Source organism: Arcicella sp. BE140 (assembly GCF_031456255.1).
Lineage (GTDB): Bacteria > Bacteroidota > Bacteroidia > Cytophagales > Spirosomataceae > Arcicella > Arcicella aquatica.
In genome coordinates this window covers 303,226-323,453 of sequence record NZ_JAVDUE010000002.1, presented here as the reverse complement: position 1 = coordinate 323,453, position 20,228 = coordinate 303,226, and the positions used below count along the sequence as shown (strand labels likewise).

The 20,228-nt window shown below is 34.8% G+C and carries 17 protein-coding genes and 2 tRNA genes; 6 read left to right on the top strand and 13 right to left on the bottom strand.

Going from position 1 to position 20,228, the window contains the following annotated elements; translation table 11 throughout:
• The first annotated feature begins 54 nt into the window (after positions 1-54).
• Positions 55-3,609 carry a PAS domain S-box protein gene (locus J2Y60_RS04700; protein ID WP_309914000.1) on the top strand — a complete coding sequence of 1,185 codons (3,555 nt, stop codon included), beginning with the start codon at positions 55-57 and terminating at the stop codon, positions 3,607-3,609.
• Between the two features lie 3 nt (positions 3,610-3,612).
• Here J2Y60_RS04700 and J2Y60_RS04695 read toward each other — a convergent pair whose 3' ends face one another.
• From J2Y60_RS04695 to greA, 4 genes are all read right to left on the bottom strand, one after another.
• On the bottom strand, positions 3,613-4,704 hold the full coding sequence (locus J2Y60_RS04695) for a response regulator (protein WP_309913997.1): 1,092 nt from the start codon (positions 4,702-4,704) through the stop codon (positions 3,613-3,615).
• A gap of 333 nt (positions 4,705-5,037) precedes the next feature.
• Positions 5,038-5,442, bottom strand: a complete 405-nt coding sequence (locus J2Y60_RS04690) for a response regulator (RefSeq protein WP_309913994.1) — start codon at positions 5,440-5,442, stop codon at positions 5,038-5,040.
• Positions 5,443-5,769: 327 nt separating this feature from the next.
• Positions 5,770-7,845, bottom strand: coding sequence for a BatA domain-containing protein (locus J2Y60_RS04685; protein WP_309913991.1), 2,076 nt, complete (start codon positions 7,843-7,845; stop codon positions 5,770-5,772).
• A gap of 171 nt (positions 7,846-8,016) precedes the next feature.
• On the bottom strand, positions 8,017-8,490 hold the full coding sequence (greA, locus tag J2Y60_RS04680) for a transcription elongation factor GreA (protein WP_309913988.1): 474 nt from the start codon (positions 8,488-8,490) through the stop codon (positions 8,017-8,019).
• A 506-nt stretch (positions 8,491-8,996) separates the two neighbouring features.
• On the opposite strand from greA, the gene fmt reads away from it, so the two are divergent.
• Entirely contained in the window at positions 8,997-9,911 is a 915-nt protein-coding gene (gene fmt, locus J2Y60_RS04675) for a methionyl-tRNA formyltransferase (RefSeq protein ID WP_309913986.1), read from the top strand.
• A 202-nt stretch (positions 9,912-10,113) separates the two neighbouring features.
• Here the strand turns inward: fmt and J2Y60_RS04670 are convergent, their stop codons facing one another.
• Positions 10,114-10,548: a hypothetical protein gene (locus J2Y60_RS04670; protein ID WP_309913983.1), complete on the bottom strand. Its 435-nt coding sequence runs from the start codon at positions 10,546-10,548 to the stop codon at positions 10,114-10,116.
• Positions 10,549-10,560: 12 nt separating this feature from the next.
• A complete protein-coding gene (locus J2Y60_RS04665; RefSeq protein WP_309913980.1) occupies positions 10,561-11,781 on the bottom strand; it encodes a sulfite oxidase in 1,221 nt (406 codons plus the stop codon).
• Positions 11,782-11,971: 190 nt separating this feature from the next.
• Here J2Y60_RS04665 and J2Y60_RS04660 point away from each other — a divergent pair, with 190 nt between their 5' ends.
• The 4 genes from J2Y60_RS04660 to J2Y60_RS04645 all read left to right on the top strand — a co-directional run bounded on the left by J2Y60_RS04660 (position 11,972) and on the right by J2Y60_RS04645 (position 14,145).
• Complete coding sequence (locus tag J2Y60_RS04660; RefSeq protein WP_309913978.1) at positions 11,972-12,805, top strand: fumarylacetoacetate hydrolase family protein; 834 nt, start codon at positions 11,972-11,974, stop codon at positions 12,803-12,805.
• A 122-nt stretch (positions 12,806-12,927) separates the two neighbouring features.
• On the top strand, positions 12,928-13,491 hold the full coding sequence (locus tag J2Y60_RS04655; protein ID WP_309913975.1) for a hypothetical protein: 564 nt from the start codon (positions 12,928-12,930) through the stop codon (positions 13,489-13,491).
• 161 nt (positions 13,492-13,652) lie between these two features.
• Positions 13,653-13,949: a hypothetical protein gene (locus J2Y60_RS04650; RefSeq protein WP_309913973.1), complete on the top strand. Its 297-nt coding sequence runs from the start codon at positions 13,653-13,655 to the stop codon at positions 13,947-13,949.
• On the top strand, positions 13,915-14,145 hold the full coding sequence (locus tag J2Y60_RS04645) for a hypothetical protein (RefSeq protein ID WP_309994552.1): 231 nt from the start codon (positions 13,915-13,917) through the stop codon (positions 14,143-14,145). The genes J2Y60_RS04650 and J2Y60_RS04645 overlap by 35 nt, the downstream gene beginning before the upstream one ends.
• Before the next feature lie 48 nt (positions 14,146-14,193).
• Here J2Y60_RS04645 and J2Y60_RS04640 read toward each other — a convergent pair whose 3' ends face one another.
• The 7 genes from J2Y60_RS04640 to J2Y60_RS04610 form a co-directional block, all read right to left on the bottom strand.
• Positions 14,194-14,733: a DNA polymerase III subunit psi gene (locus J2Y60_RS04640; RefSeq protein WP_309913969.1), complete on the bottom strand. Its 540-nt coding sequence runs from the start codon at positions 14,731-14,733 to the stop codon at positions 14,194-14,196.
• A 12-nt stretch (positions 14,734-14,745) separates the two neighbouring features.
• Positions 14,746-15,468 carry an alpha/beta hydrolase gene (locus J2Y60_RS04635; protein ID WP_309913965.1) on the bottom strand — a complete coding sequence of 241 codons (723 nt, stop codon included), beginning with the start codon at positions 15,466-15,468 and terminating at the stop codon, positions 14,746-14,748.
• 41 nt (positions 15,469-15,509) lie between these two features.
• On the bottom strand, positions 15,510-16,859 hold the full coding sequence (eat, locus tag J2Y60_RS04630) for an ethanolamine permease (RefSeq protein ID WP_309913962.1): 1,350 nt from the start codon (positions 16,857-16,859) through the stop codon (positions 15,510-15,512).
• Positions 16,860-17,099: 240 nt separating this feature from the next.
• Complete coding sequence (locus J2Y60_RS04625; RefSeq protein WP_309913959.1) at positions 17,100-18,242, bottom strand: cysteine desulfurase family protein; 1,143 nt, start codon at positions 18,240-18,242, stop codon at positions 17,100-17,102.
• A gap of 159 nt (positions 18,243-18,401) precedes the next feature.
• Positions 18,402-19,793 (bottom strand): phosphoglucosamine mutase, encoded by a 1,392-nt coding sequence (gene glmM, locus J2Y60_RS04620; protein WP_309913956.1) that lies wholly within the window; start codon positions 19,791-19,793, stop codon positions 18,402-18,404.
• Between the two features lie 214 nt (positions 19,794-20,007).
• Positions 20,008-20,078: transfer RNA gene (locus J2Y60_RS04615), tRNA-Gln, on the bottom strand.
• 69 nt (positions 20,079-20,147) lie between these two features.
• Positions 20,148-20,218 (bottom strand) — tRNA-Gln (locus J2Y60_RS04610).
• Positions 20,219-20,228: the final 10 nt, after the last annotated feature.

The following is a 20,228-nucleotide window of genomic DNA, read 5'->3' as shown; positions in this document are numbered from 1 at the left end:
TAAGTATTAAAGAGTAGGCCCTAAGATGTGATTTAACCTATATAAACAATAGTAATGGAAGATAGTCAAATTTCTTCAAATGAAATCCTTCGTTTGTCCGCCCTAAAGGAATTAAATTTACTTGATACTCCCGCCGACCAAGATTTTGATGATATAATCACTTTAGGTATACAGATAAGTGGTGCTACTATTGCTTTGATTAGCCTTATGGATTCAGACCGCCAATGGTTTAAATCAAAAATTGGTATTGACTTTTGCGAAGTATCTCGCAATGACTCTTTCTGTAAGCACATCATCCAAACAGAGTCTATGGTCCTAGTGGAAGATGCACTTAATGACGACCGCTTCAAAAATAATCCCTTCGTGATAGGTGAGCCTTATGTGCGTTTCTATTTAGGTATTCCCATCAAAAATCAAAAAGGATTTATACTAGGCACTCTGTGTATTCTTGATACTAAAATATTAAAATTAAGCTCCCGACAAATTAATAGCTTGCAGATTCTGGCGAGACAAGCTCAATCTTTATTTAATAAAAAATCGGAGCTTCTTCATTCAGAGAAAATCCTTTCTACTTATGTAAACAACACCCTAGATTCTATTATTTTATTAGATAAAGATAAAAACATCATCGATTCTAATAAGATTTTTCAAAAGAGAGTTAGGGAATTATTACACAAAGAATACCATCAAGGAGCGAATATATTTGACTACTCGCATCCTTCCACACATAGCCTTATTAACGAACACTTCGCTAAAACTATCCTTGGCGAAGAAATAAAAACAGAAATGTTTATTCCCTTTGTTAGTGGTGATAGGTGGTATAAGGTTCTGTTTTTCCCAATTAGGGATTCTTTTCATGAAATTATTGGTGTAATGATTTCATTGACCAATATTACTGACCAAAAAAACTATGAAAAACAATTACAGTCGCTAAATAATGAACTTAACTTTCATTATACGAACTCGCCATTAGGGGTAATTAATTGGGATAGTACTTTGACCATAAAAAGTTGGTCAGAACAAGCGGAAGTGATTTTTGGCTGGAAAGCCTTTGAAATTGTGGGAAAATCATTATCTGAAATAAATATTATTCACGAAAGTGATGTCGTTAAAGTAAGCGTGTATGCTGATGAAATGCTGAGTGGAAGAGTAAATAGGCTGACTTCAAAAAATAGAAATCTAACAAAAACAGGAGAAACTATTTATTGTAATTGGCACAATTCTATCTTAAAAGATGAAAATGGCAAAGTGATTTCTATATTATCTTTAGTAGAAAACGTTACGGATGTTATCAAAATCGCTAGAGATTTAGAATTAAAGAAAAGTAATTACGAGGCTTTGATTAACAGTACAGACGATTGTATTTGGAGTATAGATACTAATTATCGGTTAATCACTATGAATAATGCATTCCTAAAGAGTTTGGATTTTTCATTAGAGACTAAATATAATATTGGCGATTCAGTATTTAAAACTCCAATGCCTGATGCACTAAAAGAATTTTGGAAAGATTTGTACGATAGAGTATTCCAAGGGGAACACTTTACGACTGATTTGCAACTACCCGATTTAAAGCCTAATGGTGACGAAGAAATACATTTTGAAATTAAAGCAAATCCTATCTCAAAAAATGGAATAATAGTAGGGGCTGCCTTATTATTGAGAGACGTATCTGAACAAAGAATTGCGGAACAAAAATTATGGGAATCTGAAGCAAACCTCCAAGCTATTTTTAACACAACTGATACTGGCTACATCCTTATTAACAATCATTTAGATGTAGTTTCATTTAATAAAATTGCTAGCGATATTTCTTCGCAGAACTTCTTTAATGCCAATAAAAAAGCGAAAATAGGAACTCCTATCTTAGATTATTTCCCTGAAGAAAGAAAACCTATCCTTCAGAAAATGATGCTGACCGTTTTGGAAGGCAAGAAGATTGAATATGAAATCAATTTCCCCCAACCCAATGGCACAACGAACTGGTATTACGTAAGATTATACCCCATAGAGAACAAAACGAATCAGAACTATGGACTGGTAATGGCGTTATCGGATATTAGTAATCAAAAACTCTCTGCTATTGAGCTGAATATCAGCAAAGAAAGATTTGACCTCGCCGTAAAAGGGTCTAGTGACGGAATTTGGGATTGGGATATTGCGCACAATATCACTTATTTATCTCATAGATTTAGGGATATGTTGGGGTACCCTCATGATGAAATATACCTCAATATTCCATTTCTTACTTTTTTGAAAGAATCGAGCCACAATGATGATGTAGATTCGGTTACTTCTGCTATTAACAGACACCTTGAACAACATGATATTTTTCATCATGAGTTTAGGCTAAAAACTACAACAGATATTTATCGATGGTTTTTAATTCGTGGGCAAGCTACGTGGGATGAAGAAAATCGTCCTTCAAGAATGGCTGGTTCATTAACAGATATTACCGAGCGTAAACTAGCGGACAAGCAATTACAACAAAGCGAAAAAATGTTTAGCGATTTAGCTAAAAACTCGCCAGGTATTGTTTTCCAATTCTGTGTTGAACCTGATGGTTCTTCTTATTTCACTTATTTAAGCGATAAAGGTCATGAGATATTTGGGACTTTGATAAATGATAAAGACTGGGCATCAAAAATAAAAATTTCTCATAAAGAAAGGAATGCTTTCTTCAACTCTATCGCAGTGGCTATTCTCAACAAAAAAGAATGGAACTATGAAGGAGAAATAGAAACAAGAGATGGTAGGAAAAAATGGTTTCAGGGACTAGCAAGTCCGATAATTAAAGAAGATAAAATCACGTATAATGGAATATCTTTTGATATTACAGAAAGAAAGATTGCAGAGGAAGACCGTAAGAATTTACGAAAATTAGAAATCTCTCTTGCTAAAGAAAAGGAAATTAGTAACCTAAAATCAAGGTTTATTTCTCTGACTTCTCATGAATTCAGAACGCCCATTACGGCCATTGTCACAAGTGCTGACTTATTGGATTTTCACACCAAACAGATTGTTGGCGATAATGTTCTAAAACATAAAATTAAAATGCATATCGACAAAATAATCCTCCAGACTAGTCGACTAGAGGGCATGTTGAAAGATATTTTAATCATTGGCAAAACTGCGGACGGGAAATTGCCTGTTAAACCTCACCCTATTAACATTAATAAATTCTTGAATGATATTAATAGTCAATATTACACCAATAGAAAAGATGGTAGGAAACTAAGGATGTTCTTGAGCGAAGAATACAAGGAAATATCTACTGACCCTGTTTTATTAAGCCATATTATCAGTAATTTAGTCAACAATGCCTTTAAATATTCTGCTAATGCCCAAGAGCCAGAGCTTCATTTAAAGTATTATCCTTCATTTTTTTCCATTACCGTAAAAGATTATGGGATAGGTATTCCTCCAGAAGACCAAGAACATTTATTTGAAACTTTCTTTAGAGCCAATAATGTCTTGAACATTGAAGGTACAGGCTTAGGATTAACTATCACCAAAGAATTCACCAAAAAATTAGGGGGTGATCTCAACTTTAGTAGTAATCAATCCAAAGGAAGTACTTTTATACTTAGACTTCCCTATTCATTGTAAATTTTAATCAATTTGTAATACTGGGATTTTGAGGATAACCTCAAAAATATTAGCATTTGTATTCACTTCTAAACTTCCCCTTTGTTTGGTAGCCCATTCCTTTACAATGTATAAACCCAATCCAGAGCCATTCATATCTTTAGAGTAATGTGCCTGATAAAAGGGTTTTATCAACGCTGTACTCATAGAATATGAGCCTTTATAATAGTTTGTTATTTTTAATACAAACATATTATTTTCTGAAAAGGCTTCAGAACGTATTTCGAACCTAGGGTCAGAATACTGAATTACATTTTGAAGTAATTCAGTAAGCATTTGCTCTAGCAATTCTCTGTCACAACCAAACCAAAAAGAGCTTTCACCTTTAAAAGAAATATCAAATTGGATATTTGTACTATTCTTTAAGAAATCGAAAATGGTTTGGTGCAACTCAGAAACATCCACATTTGCTTTGCTGTGAGAATTTCCCCAAGGGTCTACCCTATGTGCTAATTGATTATACCACAACAGTTTACGAGTTACCCTAAGCATCCTTTGACCAGAAACTTGGATAGCTTTTACAATACTATTGGCATCTTTTAAATCATTTTGGTTAATCATCTCTTCAAGGAGCGTACCAAAGTTGATGATGCCATTCAAGGGTGTTAGGTATTCGTGTGTAGAAATTTGGTAGAATACATCAATGGCATTTTTCCTTGTTTCAATCGCAGCGTTTACTTTTTTAGCTGAGCTTATTTCTATCCTTGCTTGAATAGTTTCAATTAAATCTTTTGACGAATAAGGCTTTGTTAAAAAATCGTCGGCTCCAAGATTCATCCCTTTTCTCTTGTCTGTTAAATCTGCTAAGCCCGATAGGAAAATAAAAGGTAAATTAATAAATCCCTTGTCTTGCCTTATTATTCTCAGGACGTCGAACCCATCCATTGAGTCTAGCATAATATCACAAACCACCAAGTCTGGAATAATCTCTTCTATTAGCAAAATTCCCTCTTTACTACTATTGGCTACAAAACATTCATAGCCATTGAGCGTTAAAATTAAACTAGTATTTTCAGCAAGAAGTAAATCATCTTCAATGAGTACTATCCTAGACATGTCTTTATCGTTTAGTCGGTAGATTATTTCAAATATAAGTACCTCAATATCTTAAATTTGGTTGCTTTATATTCATCACGTTCATAAATTTTAATATTATTTGTACTACATAATACGTTAAAAATAAACAATTTATCAGTCTTTTCATAGAAGTAATATATTCTATTTCTCAAAAACAAGATAATATATTGTCTTAAAAAATTATTTGAATACAATTTAATATTTTTATAGTTAAACTTTAGTACAAATTATTTGAAAACTACCCATCTTTAAACAAAAATCCCTTTTAGCATTCCTGCTAAAAGGGATTTTTGTTTAAAGACACTTTTAGTGTTATACAATAGCATTAAAATATTCTTGTGCTTGTAAAATAGCTTCATGAAGAGACTCCTTTCCTACTGGCTTAGAGAGATATTTAATGATTTCAGCATGAGGAGCATTCTTTCTGAAAACGGTATAGTCAGATGCTGAAACTACAATTATTAATATCTTTTTATCCTTGAATTCAAAATAGTTATCTACCGTATATTCCAAAAACTCATATCCATCCATTACAGGCATATTCAAATCAAGCAATACTATAATTTTATCTTGCTCACTATTTTTAATCCATTCTATGGCCTCTTGTCCATCTGTAACTTCGTCAAAAGGAATATTACACGACTGTAAATATTTTCGCATTAAAAAGCGATTAAGATGTTCATCGTCAACGATTAAAGCGATAGAGTTATTTGGCATTTTACTATTGTGTTAGTTCTGATATGTAAGAATACAGATTTATTACTAATTATGTTTTGTTAATCAAGTGGTTCACATTTAATTAAAGGAGAAATCAATATTTAAAGTTAGCAATACTAAATGTAATAATACTACAACATTTGCTTGAAAGAAAACTAACATTCGTCAGGTATTCTATTGAAAATTACAATTGCCATACCACATTCCAGAAAACATATAAATTTCTAATGTCCTATAAAAACTTCACATACTCAAAAGTATAAATTTCTCTTACACAAAATTAACATTTGCTAATTCAAAAGCAACTTATTCTTGATTTAAGAAGAATTATTTCATCATTTTTATAATAGCAATCTCAATCAATAAAAAAGCTAATGCGGCTATTAAAAAATATTTCCACAACGATATACCAAAGTTTTGTTCCTTAAAGGTATCTACTAAGTCGGCATCATCTATTTTATCAAAAACTTCAATATTTTTGTTTTTACTAAAAATATTTTTCAATTCATTTACACTATAAAAATCCATCATTGATTCATTATGGTCATGATTGAATGCTAATACTTTCTGTAGTTGTCCGTCTAACAACAATTCATAGTATCCCGACTCCAACACTTGATTATCATTTAATTGATTGGCTTTGGGCAGTTCTATCATTAGCGTATTACCAACTAAATTCTGTACAGGAATAAATTCCATCTTATTTCTTTTTAGCGTAAATAGAGATTTCCGTCCATTCAAATCTGCTTTGACATTGTTTAGAACGATAGCAATAGTATTAGCCTCAAAAGAAAAGGCAGCTTGTTCCTGTATAACACTCTGAGCCGCTATCTTATACATGATTGGGACAAATAGTGCGTTTCTGGCAAACTCACCATATTGAATAGCTAGGGGTGCCGCTAATAAATATAATTTTCCTTTTTCAACTGGCGAAACCGTTAAGAAAGCTTGATTATTCCTAAAACTCAATAGTTTATCTCCAACAGCTTGCCAATTGATTACGGCTTGTTGATTAGGCATTTGCATTATTTCTTTTTGAGTAGTATTATCAAAAATATCTGCAAAGAATGAAGAAGATTTGGCAGGTTCTGCCAACGGTGTAGATTCCGTATTAATATTTTTATCCTGAATATTCCGAATATTGAACACACTTAAAAAGGCATTATAGCTATTCAAATCAGGAGATTGATTAGGAATCACCATTAAGCTACCTCCTGCCCTTACAAAATCTGTCAAGGCTGTCTTCATGCTTCCTTCAATACTTTGTAAGCCTTCTAAAATAATAAAGTCTACTGTTTTGAAAATCCCCACATCAATATTAGATGCCCCATAGCTTTTAAAAGCAAAAATGCTATCGTTGGCAAAAACTGCTGGTAAATATTTATCTCCACTATTTTGTCCAAACAAGTGTAACACCTTGATTTTAGGAGCAACATTCAACACAAAGAAATAATCATTATCAAAAGTAATGGGCGTATCATCAAAAGAGATATTGGCTTTTTTAAAGCCCTTACCTTGAATATTGAAAGAGAAGTTACTGACAGTAGACGATTTTGCAGGGATAGTAGCAATAGTAGATGAAACCTGTAAACCATCAATTAATAATTTTACAGGCAGGTTTTCTACTGCTTTTTCGCCTGTATTAAATAGTTTAACTGATAATTGATTTACCTGCATTTCACGCACAAAAGGCGTATTCAACCAAACAGAATCTACAAAGATATTCTGTAATGCTTTGGCCTGTACAGGGACAACAAAAAGGTGTGAGTTGGAATCTAACGTAAGTTTTGATAGGTTTCCAGCAGTTGATTTTTGAAAATCTGAAAACCAAACGTATTGATTACCGCCCTGTGAGTTATGTTTGGATGCAAGGTTTTTTTGTCGATTCAAAACCTGTTCTAATGTACGAGGACTATGTGTAAACTTGATTGATGTGGTTCGCTCTTTGATTTGCTGAGTATTACCAATAGCGTGTTCGTCGGCTGAGAAATCATTGGTAACTAACTGTAGTTTTGAACCTTGCGGAAAGGCAAGTAATAACTCTTCGGTTTTGCTAATCGCTTTATCTAGATACGTTTTTTTATCTAGCTCGTTTTGCATTGATAGCGAATTATCGATGTACAAGCTCGTTATTCCTCCTATTTTCACCTTGCTCCCACTTTTTGAGGGAATAAATGGCTGAGCAAACGCTAAAACCAATGCGATAATAAAAGCCATTCTCGCAGCCATAATCAATAGGTGTTTTAACCTACGAAATGACGATGTGGTAGTATTGACTGCCCGCAAAAAAGCAACATTGGTAAAGTACACTTTTTTGGTTCTTCTAAAATTAAAGAGGTGAATAATTAAGGGAATTGCTGCGGCTAAAAGTCCCCAAAGAAAAAACGGATATAGAAATTGCATGAAAATGTTCCTTCGTTTTTGTTCAAGTCACAGCCTATTCTACTGAGCCTGAAATTTCATTAATGTATAAAACTACAAAAAAAAGCCATCATTGATTAAATCAACGATGGCTAATTCAAGATTTGTATAACAATCTTTTATAGAAAGATGAAATCAAAGAATAGACAATGCCTAGCGACTGATTTCAAGAATTTCAAATTCAAGTTTTCCAGCTGGGGCTTGGATTTCTGCCACGTCACCTACTGATTTACCGAATAGTCCTTTTCCGAAGGGCGATGAATTAGAGATTTTACCCGCTTTCAAGTCTGCTTCTTCTTCCGACACGATGGTATAAACCACTTCCATGCCGTTTTTCTTATTCTTGATTTTTACTTTTGATAAAATAGATACTTTAGATGTATCAATGTTAGTCTCGTTCAATACACGGGCATTGGCAACGATTTCTTCCATTTTAGAAATCTTCAATTCCAACAAACCTTGTGCATCCTTTGCGGCATCGTACTCCGCATTTTCACTAAGATCACCTTTATCACGAGCCTCCGCAATTTGCTTGGCCATATCCGAACGACCCTGCAATTTTAAATATTGCAATTCAGCTTTTAATTCCTCTAACTTCTCTGGAGTATAATACTGTACTTTTCCCATTGTTTTATTTTTTACAAAGTATTAATGTAAACTGACCCAAAACCTTAGCCTAGATTTTTGCCGTTTCTATTCATAACTTCTTTGATTTGATACAAAAAAAATTACTGACATCGCTGCCAGCAAGTGTTATATCAATTCTGAAAATAATAATCTTCAACTCTTTACAAACAAAAAGAACGGCTTTCGACCGTTCTACAAGATTTTTTATGACCTTTGCAGAAATTTCGAAGCTAATTAACTTTGCTTGATTGAGTCTTTCGTTGCATATTTTACTGAATTGAGTTAGCAAAGATAATAAAACGTATTTCGATTTCAAAGAGAAATTTCAAATTGTGTTTTTTTTAGAAATTTTGTATTCAAATAAAGAAGCGATAAGCTTTGAGCCTTTAGCTGTGAGTTAAAAACTATTACAAGGAAAATCATTTCTTTCACTGAAATATCATTTTTAAAGGACAAATTCAGCATTCTCAATACCACATTAATCGTGGTATAAAAATATTAATCTTATGAAAATAATCTTTATGGGTACTCCCGACTTTGCGGTTGAGAGTTTGAAAACTTTAGTTGAAAATAATTGTAATGTGGTGGCGGTAATTACAGCACCCGATAAACCGATTGGACGTGGATTGAAAATCGGTATGTCGCCTGTAAAAGAATATATATTAGCCAATGCTCCACATATACCTATATTACAACCTGAAAAGTTAAAAAATCCAGATTTCTTAACTGAATTAAAAAGCTATGAAGCCGACCTACAAATAGTAGTTGCTTTTAGAATGTTACCAGAAGCCGTTTGGACGATGCCCCCTTTAGGAACGTTCAATTTACATGGTTCGCTTTTACCGCAATATCGTGGTGCAGCCCCTATCAACTGGGCAATTATGAATGGCGAGACCGAAACGGGTGTTACGACTTTCTTTCTAAAGCATGAAATAGATACTGGCTCTATCATTTTTCAAGAACACGAGCAAATTGCTGAGACCGATACCGTGGGCGATGTCTATGTGCGTTTGATGCAGATTGGAGCGAAATTGGTTTTAAAGACTGTTAGAGCCATTGAAGCGGGCAACTATCCTCAAGAACCACAGATAGAATCTGATGAAATAAAACACGCCCCTAAGATTTTTAAAGAAACTTGTGAGATTGATTGGACGAAATCTACTAAATCAATTTATGATTTTATCAGAGGGCTATCGCCCTACCCAGCCGCTTGGACAACCTTGAATGGTAAAGTTTGTAAAATATATCGTACTTCAAAAGTAACGGACGAGACTATTCAATTTGAAGAGGCCTATAAAAGTGACGGCAAAAAGTACCTATATTTTAAATGTGCTGATGGCTATTTAGCCATTGAAGAGTTACAATTAGAAGGCAAAAAACGCATGGGTATTGAGGAGTTTTTGCGGGGGTATAGGTTATAGTTTGGACTTTAGGACTAGAAGACTTTAGGATTAGAAGACTTTAGGACTTGTGGATTTTAAGACTAAAAACAGCTTATTTATACTTAAATAGTGATGTAAATATTGATTTAAATTGGGTGAAATAATCCTTCAAATTGGGCTTTCCCTCCTTATCACTAGCCCGTGACTTAGGTCACGGGCTAGTGATAAGGAGGGGTATTCATCAACGATTCTCCAACTTATACCACTGTATAGTTTTCAATAATTCACGTCTGTTCTGAATTTTCTGAGAAGCCATCTTTGGTGAATAGTATTTCTCTAAATAATCAAGTACTACTTTTTCTGATTCACCCAAATCCCATAGTTTATGGTTCTTCTGCATCCATCTGATTTTATCTTTCCAACCTTCACGGGTAAATCGATGTTGTTGAATCAATTGAGTATTATGGCAAGCTGTACATTGTGCTTTTATCATTATCAAATTAGCATCGTTGACTAATCCAGTTTCTGAATCAATCGTCAATGAATCAGATAGGTTTTGGTATTGACTTTGAAGTGCTAAGCTTGCTGTATTGATATTACTTTCTTCTGATTGCTTGAAGGCAAGAAAAAACATCATTATCGTTCCGACAAATAAATATATATTGATAATTTTCATCTCGATGTTGGTTTATACGACTTTCACCGCAATTCTATGACAAGCATTATTCAAATATCCCCCCGGATTCCACTGAGGAATTACCATTGGTTGTGTAATTCCTTTGCTATCTGTTGCCTTTACCCATACCTCAAAATAGCCCTTTTGTGAAAAATCTAAGGCTAAAGACCAATGTTGCCAAGCTAAACGATTTTTAGGGGCTTCCAGATTACACTTTTTCCAACTAACACCATAATCAAGCGAAACGGCTACTTCTTTAACGGCTAAATCTCCCGCCCAAGCGTGACCACGCAAGGTAATCGTTTTTCCTGTATCAATTACTGCTCCCGTTTTAGGATAAGTAATTAAAGACTTTACAGGCATGGCTTCGATAATTTTAAAATTTTCGGGCGTTTCGGCTAATTTCTCTCCAGGCTCAATCGGATTAATCGGCACTCTGTAGCTATGCCCACTCATTTTTTCGCCATCATGCTCTTTGTTTCTGACCACTATCTTATCCAACCACTTTCCAGACACAGAAGCAGGCCAACCACCAATTACAAGGCGTAGCGGGAAACCATGTTCCAAAGGAATATCTTTACCATTTACAGCCCAAGCAATCAAAGTTTCATCTTCTAAGGCTTTTTTAATCGGTACACCCCTTGAAATAACTGATTTATTGGGCGTTCTGCTCAGGTGAATATCTTTTCCGTAATAACCAATATACACAGCATCGTCTTTTAACCCTACATCTGCTAAAATATCTTTCAATCTAACGCCTGTCCATTCTGCACAACTTACTGCCCCTTGGTCCCATTGGTTACCCGAAGTTTGTGGAAAATAGCCTGAACGTCCATTTCCTCCACATTCCAACGTAAGCTGATAAGTATAATGTTTAAATTTTTCCTTTAAGTCTTTGAGTTTATACGTCTTTGAAGTCTTTACCGATTCACCGCCAATGGTCAATGTCCAAGTATTAACGTCAATATTGCCTTCTGGCACCAAGCCATTGTTGCGAATAAACATTTTTTCAACAGGAGTTACTTTATCGTCGAGTAAATGTGGAGGCGTTTCTACGTTCCAAGGTTTATCAGAAAGAATGATTAATTCTTTGTTTTTCCAGTCGGGTAAACCGCCTTCTACTGGACTTAAAATTGTTGGAGAAGACTTTGCAAAAGGGATGTTGGGAATGACTAATCCCAACAAAGTAGAATAAGTACTTTTCTTTAAAAAATCTCGTCTGTCTTGAATCATTTTTTTATTGTTAATTTGTCTTTCAATAATGTACAAAAAATTAAATCGACATTTTTAGCCAATCAGGTGGTTTGATTCCTCACTACAAAGTTGACTTATTTTAACATACTACAAGCAAGATATTCAGTAAAAATACTATTTCTATCTGCTTTTAGGATTTGAGTCTCCCAAAATAGAAAAAACATTTAATATGAAAATATACAAAACCAAACAAGGAATTATCGTAGAATCGGCAGGTAAGTTTTATTTATCCGCTGAAAACAATTGGGATGTTTATGTAAATCGTGATGATTTATATGAACAAGTCAGCAAGGAAATCACCACACTTTCAAGCATTGAATGGGCTGGGAATGACATCCTTGCCCCTATCAGTCAACAAGAAATTTGGGCATCAGGCGTAACCTATATGCGCAGCCGTGAAGCCAGAATTGAAGAATCTAAAGATGCGGGTGGTGGAGATTTTTATGCACGCGTATATGATGCAGAACGCCCAGAGATTTTCTTTAAATCATCAGCAAGCCGTTGTGTAGGTACAAACGATTTTGTTCGCATCCGTAAAGATTCAGCATGGAATATTCCTGAGCCAGAATTGACACTCTTTGCTACTTCTAGTGGAAAAATTGTAGGTTATACAGCAGGGAACGATATGAGTTCAAGAGATATTGAGGGCGAGAATCCTTTGTATTTACCGCAAGCTAAAAGTTATGATAAGGCAGCCGCCATTGGGCCATGTTTGTTTGTAACTGATGGAGAAATTAGCCCAGATACGTTGATTTCGCTAGAGATTTTGAGAGATAATATTTCACAATTTCAGGGAAGTATTGCGATTAATCGTATGAAACGCCAGCACAATGAATTGATTTCATTCTTATTCAGAGAGATGTCTTTCCCACACGGAGCTTATTTGATGACAGGAACAGGCGTAGTGCCACCGAATGAATTTTCGTTAGCCATTGGTGATGTCATAAATATTTCTATCGAAGGTATTGGAACATTGACTAATACTGTAGAGCAGAAGTCGTAAAATTAAATAATAACTTAAAAGTAAAATAGTCACTGGTAAAATAATACTAGTGACTATTTTACTTTTATAAGTATATATCGATATATTTAACTACAAATACTACTCTTAAAATAAGTTACCTTATGAAAATCCTCCTATTACTATCCATCCTTTTTTTATCCCTTTCTATCAATAGTAAAGCTCAATGCGAACTAATGAAAGTGGAGATTAAAGATACTACCATCATGAAAGCTCTTAAAGAATATATAGGACTAGGATACAAGTATTCTAAACTACCAGGGGACAAAGGAATTGTTTTATTACACATTAGTAGAAGGTGGGAAAAAATAGAAAACGATAGGTATGAAACGAAAACAAATCTACGTGTATGTATCACTTGGGATAATCATTATAAAGAATATCAAACCCCCTATACAAATTATACTATTATTGATGATGAGATTGTTTTGATTGAGTACGAAGGGCAAGGGGGCATTATTACTCCTTCAGTAGATTGTTCAAAATGTATTGATAAAATTGTAGGAAACAAAGTAAAACAATTCCCTCCTATTGAAGAATACTGGACCACACTCCCAATATCGAACAAAAGAGTAAAAAAGATTAAGGAACGTAATACAGAAATTTACATGGGTGGCTTCTATTCTATTGACAGCAAAGGGAATTACATCTTCAGACAAGGTATTTAATTTTATGATGTTATTATTTCCATTCGATGATATATTTTCATTGAATGGAAATTTGTTTTTCTTTAAACCCTTAATAGCAACGTTATTCTGTGAAAAAGTGCCTATTACTATCCATCCTTTTTTTATCCCTTTCAATCAATAGCAAAGCTCAGTGTGAACTAATGAAAGTGGAAATTAAAGACACTACTGTCAAGAAAGCACTAAAAGAATATATCGGTCTGGGCTATAAGTACAATAAGCTACCAGGGGATAAAGGTATTGTTTTATTACATATTAGTAGAGGTATGAAATATATGGGAAATGATATATATGAAAAGAGAACAACTCTAAGTGTATGTATCACCTGGGATAATCATTATAAAGAGTACAAAACGCCCTACACCAATTATACAATTATTGATGATGAGATTGTTTTGATTGAGTATGAAGGGCAAGGGGGGCATAATAACATCTTCTGAAGAATGTTCAAAATGTATAGATAAAATTGTTGGTAATAAAGTAAAACAATTCCCTCCTATTGAAGAATACTGGACGACATTACCTCTTTCAAATAAAAGAGTAAAGATGAGAAAAGATCGTAAAGCCGAAATTTATATGGATGGCTTTTATTTTATTGATTCTAATGGAAAATACACCTTTGGGTATGGTATTTAATGTTTCAATTTTTGAGTCATAGCTTTAAAAGCTATGACTCAAAAAAAACTACAAAAACATTTCCTGCAAAGCCTTCCACAAGGCTTTTTTCTTTTCTACATCATGCTGCAATTCACTCAATGCATGAGAAAACAAAAAACGAATATTTTTGATTTCTTTGGTTTGATATGGATTGAGTGGAATTTCAAGCTTTATCTTTTGCAGCGCCACTCCAAAAGTAATAAAATGACTAATAAGGTTTTGCGAGAAAGCCGTTCTGGCATTCATCTGGCTCAAATCTGCCAAGTGAACTAAATCTATCTGATTAAGATTGAGCTTTACAGCCGTCAAGATTTTAGCCAATAACGCTTGGTCTGCTTCGCTATATTCATCTACCAAAATAACTATTCTGTGATTAGGCACAAAATGCAAAACTTTTACTTCATCCACTGTGGCAGTAGCTTTCATTACCGTTTTTTCCTCAATGGGTGTTGCAATTGGGCTGTTTTCAACAGTTATTTTTTCTTTTTGCAAACTTTGTTCAGGAATTACATACAATTGTTCTCCTGCAAAAAGTTGTTGGAAAAGGATGGTATTATTCTCTGGCATTATCTCTTACAATTAACATTTCAGTAAAAACTTTCCTACAAATTTCAAACAATCTTCTGGTTCTTCAATCATCCCCATGTGTCCGACTTCATCAAGAATAGAAGATGAGAAAAATTTCGGTATCATAATTTGTGCTTTAGCGTCTTCAGGAGCAACGCTTTTATCCCTTTCACCGATAATAAACATTACAGGACAACGCAACGACTTCAACACGTGCTTGCGGTCGGGGCGGTCGCGCATGGCTTCCATTCCGGCAATCAATGCTTCAACAGGCAAAGACGAAGACGCATCTATGTGCTTTTGGATGATTTCAGGATATTTTTTGGCAAAAGCTTCTGCATATAAATTAGGTGTCGAAACTTTGATAAAAGCTTCCGCACCATGCGTTTTTATGAACTCCACATTTTTATTTCTAGCCGCCTTTTTCTCGTCTGAATCTGCAAAGGCTGTAGAATGAAAAAGTCCAAGACCTAATACTTTGTCAGGATATTTTTCGGCAAATGCCAAAGCAATATACCCTCCCATTGAGTGCCCGATGATTACACATTTTTCAAAACCGCTTTCGCTAACTTTTTTTTCCACAAAATCAGCGTAATCATCAATCGTCTTTAGATTACTCAATCGTGCATATTCTGGAACAATTATATAAAAATCCTTTTGTAAAAAAGGTACATAACCGCTCCAAATGGTAGCATCCTCACCATAACCATGTAATAATACAACTGCTTTTTTCATAATATTGATATCAGAAGTCAAGTATAAACACTTGCTTCATTTTATTTAATGATAGTTTTTGGAGCTATTTTCCCTCCAAACTTTAATACGAACCCAAGCAAACACACAATCAAACTTCCAAAAAATAAAACACTTAAATACTGATTATAATATACAATAGCAACCATACATACCAAAGACAACACCAAGGCAATAATAGGAAAATATGGATAAAAAGGAGCAATAAATGGTCGGTCTAGCTGAGGTTCTTTTTTACGCAAAGCTAACAAACTCAACATACTCATGGCATACATTACCACAGCCCCCAAGCCCGACATAATAATGATTTTATTGGTCGTGCCCGTAAAAATAGCAATTGCTCCTACTACACCGCCCGCTATCAATGCCCAATGAGGCGTTTGATACTTTTTGTTAACAACCGATAAAAATTTAGGCAAATAACCCGCCCGAGCCAACGCAAAGATTTGTCGAGAATAACTAATCGTATTACAATGAAACGAAGCAATCAAGCCAAATAGTCCTAAACTAGCAAACACTTTTGAAAGACTATTGTTTTTTCCTAAGGCCATCGATAGTGTTTCGGGCAAAGGATAGTCAATATTACTCAATGTTCGCCAGTCGCCAACGCCTCCGCTCAGAATCATTACGCCCAAAGCCAATATTACCAGAGTAATGATACTAGAAATATAGGCTTTTGGAATAGTAGTACGGGGTTCTTTTACCTCCTCTGCTACCATGGCTACGCCTTCAATCGCTACAAAAAACCATATTGCAAAAGGTATACCAGCAAAAACACTATCGACCGTGATAGTAGGCGGATTGTTGGCAATAAAGTTTTCTGTTTTGTAAAAAGGAAAGATAACCGCTATAAAAATGATTAATTCTAAAACCGATAAAATGGTAACAAACAATGAAAACCGAGCAGATTCTTTGATACCGAAAAGATTTATCGTAATAAATATCACATACATACCTATTGCCGTAGGCACTACAGGAATAGCTGGATGTAAGAAATTGACATAACTTCCAAGGGCATAAGCAATCGCTGGTGGTGCTAATAAAAAATCTACTAATGTGGCAAAACCTGCAATAAAACCGCCTACTTGACCAAACGCTCTGTTAGCGTAATCAAAAGCTCCTCCAGCATGAGGAATGGAGGTTGTAAGCTCGGTATAGGAGAAAATAAAGGTAACGTACATTATCGTTACTAACAGCGTTGCTATTAAAAAGCCAATGGTGCCAGAGGAAGCCCAGCCGTAATTCCAGCCAAAATATTCTCCTGAAATGACAAGTCCTACTGCAATTGCCCACAATTGGGTAGTATTAATAACTTTTTTAAGGGTTGGTTGATGGTCGTCGGCTGTCGGTTGTCGGCTGTCGATTGTCTGCATAAGTTTATAGGATTAATAAGGATTAAAATGCTGATGAATTGATAATACTATATATTTTAAATTAAGACGAAACCCACAAACGCTACTAAAACCCATTCCAAAAACCTAGATACTAAAAAAATGATGCCGAAATTCCACAGCTAAGCGCCATTTTCAAAATGGCTAATTAAACAAATATACAAAAGGCTCAGAGAATCTCTGAGCCTTTTGTATTAAATTCTAAATTGAAAATTATAGCACCTAAGCTGTTACTTTCAACATACTCACCAATTTATCTACTACATAATCAATCTCTTCGATGGTATTGTACTTTGAAAACGAGAATCTAACTGATGGTCTTTCAGCCGAAACATTCAAGGCTGTTAATACGTGTGAGCCAATATCTGAGCCACTAGTACAGGCACTTCCGCCCGATGCGGAGATTTTGTTGATGTCTAAATTGAACAAAAACATATCTGCTTCTTCAGATGGTGGGAAGCTTACATTTAGTACCGTGTAAAGACTTCTATCTAAATTATCAGAGTCACCATTGAATTCAATATCATCTAATTCACTGCTTAATCTAGCAATCATTCTAGCTTTTAGCGTTTCAATATGCTTTCTATGTTCGTCCATGCCTGCATAAGCAATTTCTAATGCTTTAGCCAATCCTACGATACCATATACATTTTCCGTTCCTCCACGCATATTTCTTTCTTGTGAACCGCCATGAATAAAGGGAGTTATTTTGCTCTTGGCATTGATGTACAAAAAACCAACGCCTTTAGGCCCATGAAATTTATGCGCTGCACCTACCATGAAATCAATTTTCATTTGTTGCAAATCATGGCGATAATGTCCCATTGTTTGTACGGTATCTGAATGGAAAATGGCACCGTAGTCTTCGCACAATTGCCCAACCACTGTTAAATCTAACAAGTTACCGATTTCATTATTCCCATGCATCAACGAAACTAATGTCTTCGGGTTATCACGTAGTAATTCTTCTAAATGCTTTAAATCTACATGACCTTTTGCATCCAATTCAACATAGCTTAGCTTGATTTTCCCTTTTTTAGCCATGTATTCCAATGTATGAAGTACGGCATGGTGTTCAAGAGGCGAAGTAATGGCATGTGTGATGCCGAAATCTTCAATAGAACGGACGATAGCAGTGTTGTCTGCTTCTGTTCCACCAGAGGTAAAAAATATTTCCGCAGGCGAGGTATTTAATAAACCTGCAATCGTTTTTCTAGCACGCTCAATGGTATTACGCACTTCACGTCCGTGAGTATGGATAGAAGATGGATTTCCAAAATTAGATTCCATCATGGGTAACATCGCTTCGATTACTGCTTTGTCCATTGGGGTTGTGGCAGCATTATCTAAATAAATTCTATTCATTGAATTAATTTGGAGATTAATGAAGTGTTTTGGCTTTGATGATAAACACAATTCTTTTAAAAGTCTATCACTTCTGTATAACAAATGGGTATTATTGAAAACTAAAAATGTCAGACAAACTGCCTGACATTCCTTTAACAAGTATTTATCTTTTTGAGTTTATCTTGAAGAAACTACTTCCTTAATATCACTCATCAATTTCTTAGCTAAATTATCAGCTTTGGTGATTGAATCTGATTCAGAATATATCCTAATAATAGGTTCAGTATTAGATTTTCTGAGGTGAACCCACTCTTTATCAAATTCAATTTTTACGCCATCAATCGCATTGATTGGGTTTTTAGCATACTTTTTCTGAATAGCTTCCAACACTCCATCTACATCAATATCTGGCGTAAGTTCTATTTTATTTTTTGAAATATAGTATTCAGGATAGCCTTTTCTCATTACTGAGATTCGCTTGCCTGATTTAGCTAAATGTGTCAAAAACAATGCAATACCCACCAATGCATCACGACCATAGTGTAATGCTGGATAGATAATACCACCATTCCCTTCACCACCAATGACAGCCTTAGCAGATTTCATCAACGTAACTACGTTTACTTCTCCAACAGCCGAAGCATAGTATTTTCCGCCAGCCTTCTCTGTTACATCCCGTAAAGCACGTGTCGAAGAAAGGTTTGATACTGAGTTTCCTTTATGGTTTTGTAAAATATAATCTGCCACAGCTACTAAAGTATATTCTTCTCCAAATGGAGAACCGTCTTCGCACATAAAGCACAGTCTATCTACATCTGGGTCAACTACTATTCCTAAATCAAACTTACCTTTTTCAATAGCCTTCGTAATATCGGTTAAGTTTTCAGGTAGTGGTTCTGGATTATGTGCAAAATGCCCCGTAGGCTCACAGTGCAATTTTGTAATTTGTGTTACCCCTAATGCTTCAAGCAACATCGGTACAGCTATTCCTCCTGATGAGTTTACAGCATCAACAATTACTTTAAAGTTCTTATTTTTGATAGCCTCAACATCTACTAATGGTAAAGCCAAAATCAAATCAATATGCTTTTGAAGCCAAGTATCATCCTGCGTATAGCTTCCTAATTTCTTGACATCAACAAAATCAAAATCTTCATTTTCAGCAATCAGCAGCATTTCTTCTCCATCATTGCCAGAAATAAATTCACCTTCAGCATTCAATAACTTTAGGGCATTCCATTGAATAGGGTTATGACTTGCCGTTAAAATAATACCTCCTGCGGCATTTTCGGCAGGTACGGCCATTTCAACGGTTGGTGTTGTAGAAAGTCCTAAATCAAGTACACTTAATCCTAAACTTTGAAGTGTACCTACCACTAATTTAGAAACCATGTCTCCAGAAAGACGAGCATCACGTCCAAGCACAATCTTAAGGGTCTCAGGTTTTCTTCTTTTTAACCAAGTGCCGAAAGCTGCTGTAAATTTAACAACGTCTAAAGGTGTTAAGGATTCTCCTGCTTTTCCACCGATAGTTCCTCTAATGCCTGATATTGATTTGATTAGTGTCAATTGCTTAATAAAATTTTTAAAAATCGTTTAATTATCAAAAACTAAAGTTAATATAAAAATGCTTGTCTGCTATGATAAACCTAAATTGTATCTATTTAATTGTGCATAAATTTATCTGGCGGTATTATTTATGTTTCTTTAAGGGTATTTTGGTACGTGTACGAAATGATATTAACATAAAAGCCTTCAAACTAAATAGCTTGAAGGCTTTTTGTTAACCGACATGGATTCGAACCATGAATGACGGTACCAAAAACCGTAGTGTTACCATTACACCATCGGTCAATATAATTCTTTTGTGAGTTGACTTGTTAATTAAAAATCTCTCGAAACAATTGTTTCAAGAGATTTTTGTTAACCGACATGGATTCGAACCATGAATGACGGTACCAAAAACCGTAGTGTTACCATTACACCATCGGTCAATCACATTTG

Excerpts from the sequence above, each read along its gene's own strand:
- J2Y60_RS04665 (WP_309913980.1), bottom strand. The coding sequence starts at position 11,781 with ATGATTCAAGACAGACGAGATTTTTTAAAGAAAAGTACTTATTCTACT.
- J2Y60_RS04685 (WP_309913991.1), bottom strand. The coding sequence starts at position 7,845 with ATGCAATTTCTATATCCGTTTTTTCTTTGGGGACTTTTAGCCGCAGCA.
- eat (WP_309913962.1), bottom strand. The coding sequence starts at position 16,859 with ATGCAGACAATCGACAGCCGACAACCGACAGCCGACGACCATCAACCA.
- greA (WP_309913988.1), bottom strand. The coding sequence starts at position 8,490 with ATGGGAAAAGTACAGTATTATACTCCAGAGAAGTTAGAGGAATTAAAA.
- J2Y60_RS04695 (WP_309913997.1), bottom strand. The coding sequence starts at position 4,704 with ATGTCTAGGATAGTACTCATTGAAGATGATTTACTTCTTGCTGAAAAT.
- J2Y60_RS04650 (WP_309913973.1), top strand. The coding sequence starts at position 13,653 with ATGAAAGTGGAAATTAAAGACACTACTGTCAAGAAAGCACTAAAAGAA.
- J2Y60_RS04655 (WP_309913975.1), top strand. The coding sequence starts at position 12,928 with ATGAAAATCCTCCTATTACTATCCATCCTTTTTTTATCCCTTTCTATC.
- J2Y60_RS04660 (WP_309913978.1), top strand. The coding sequence starts at position 11,972 with ATGAAAATATACAAAACCAAACAAGGAATTATCGTAGAATCGGCAGGT.
- J2Y60_RS04690 (WP_309913994.1), bottom strand. The coding sequence starts at position 5,442 with ATGCCAAATAACTCTATCGCTTTAATCGTTGACGATGAACATCTTAAT.
- J2Y60_RS04700 (WP_309914000.1), top strand. The coding sequence starts at position 55 with ATGGAAGATAGTCAAATTTCTTCAAATGAAATCCTTCGTTTGTCCGCC.
- J2Y60_RS04645 (WP_309994552.1), top strand. The coding sequence starts at position 13,915 with ATGAAGGGCAAGGGGGGCATAATAACATCTTCTGAAGAATGTTCAAAA.
- J2Y60_RS04640 (WP_309913969.1), bottom strand. The coding sequence starts at position 14,733 with ATGCCAGAGAATAATACCATCCTTTTCCAACAACTTTTTGCAGGAGAA.
- fmt (WP_309913986.1), top strand. The coding sequence starts at position 8,997 with ATGAAAATAATCTTTATGGGTACTCCCGACTTTGCGGTTGAGAGTTTG.
- J2Y60_RS04670 (WP_309913983.1), bottom strand. The coding sequence starts at position 10,548 with ATGAAAATTATCAATATATATTTATTTGTCGGAACGATAATGATGTTT.
- J2Y60_RS04625 (WP_309913959.1), bottom strand. The coding sequence starts at position 18,242 with ATGAATAGAATTTATTTAGATAATGCTGCCACAACCCCAATGGACAAA.
- J2Y60_RS04635 (WP_309913965.1), bottom strand. The coding sequence starts at position 15,468 with ATGAAAAAAGCAGTTGTATTATTACATGGTTATGGTGAGGATGCTACC.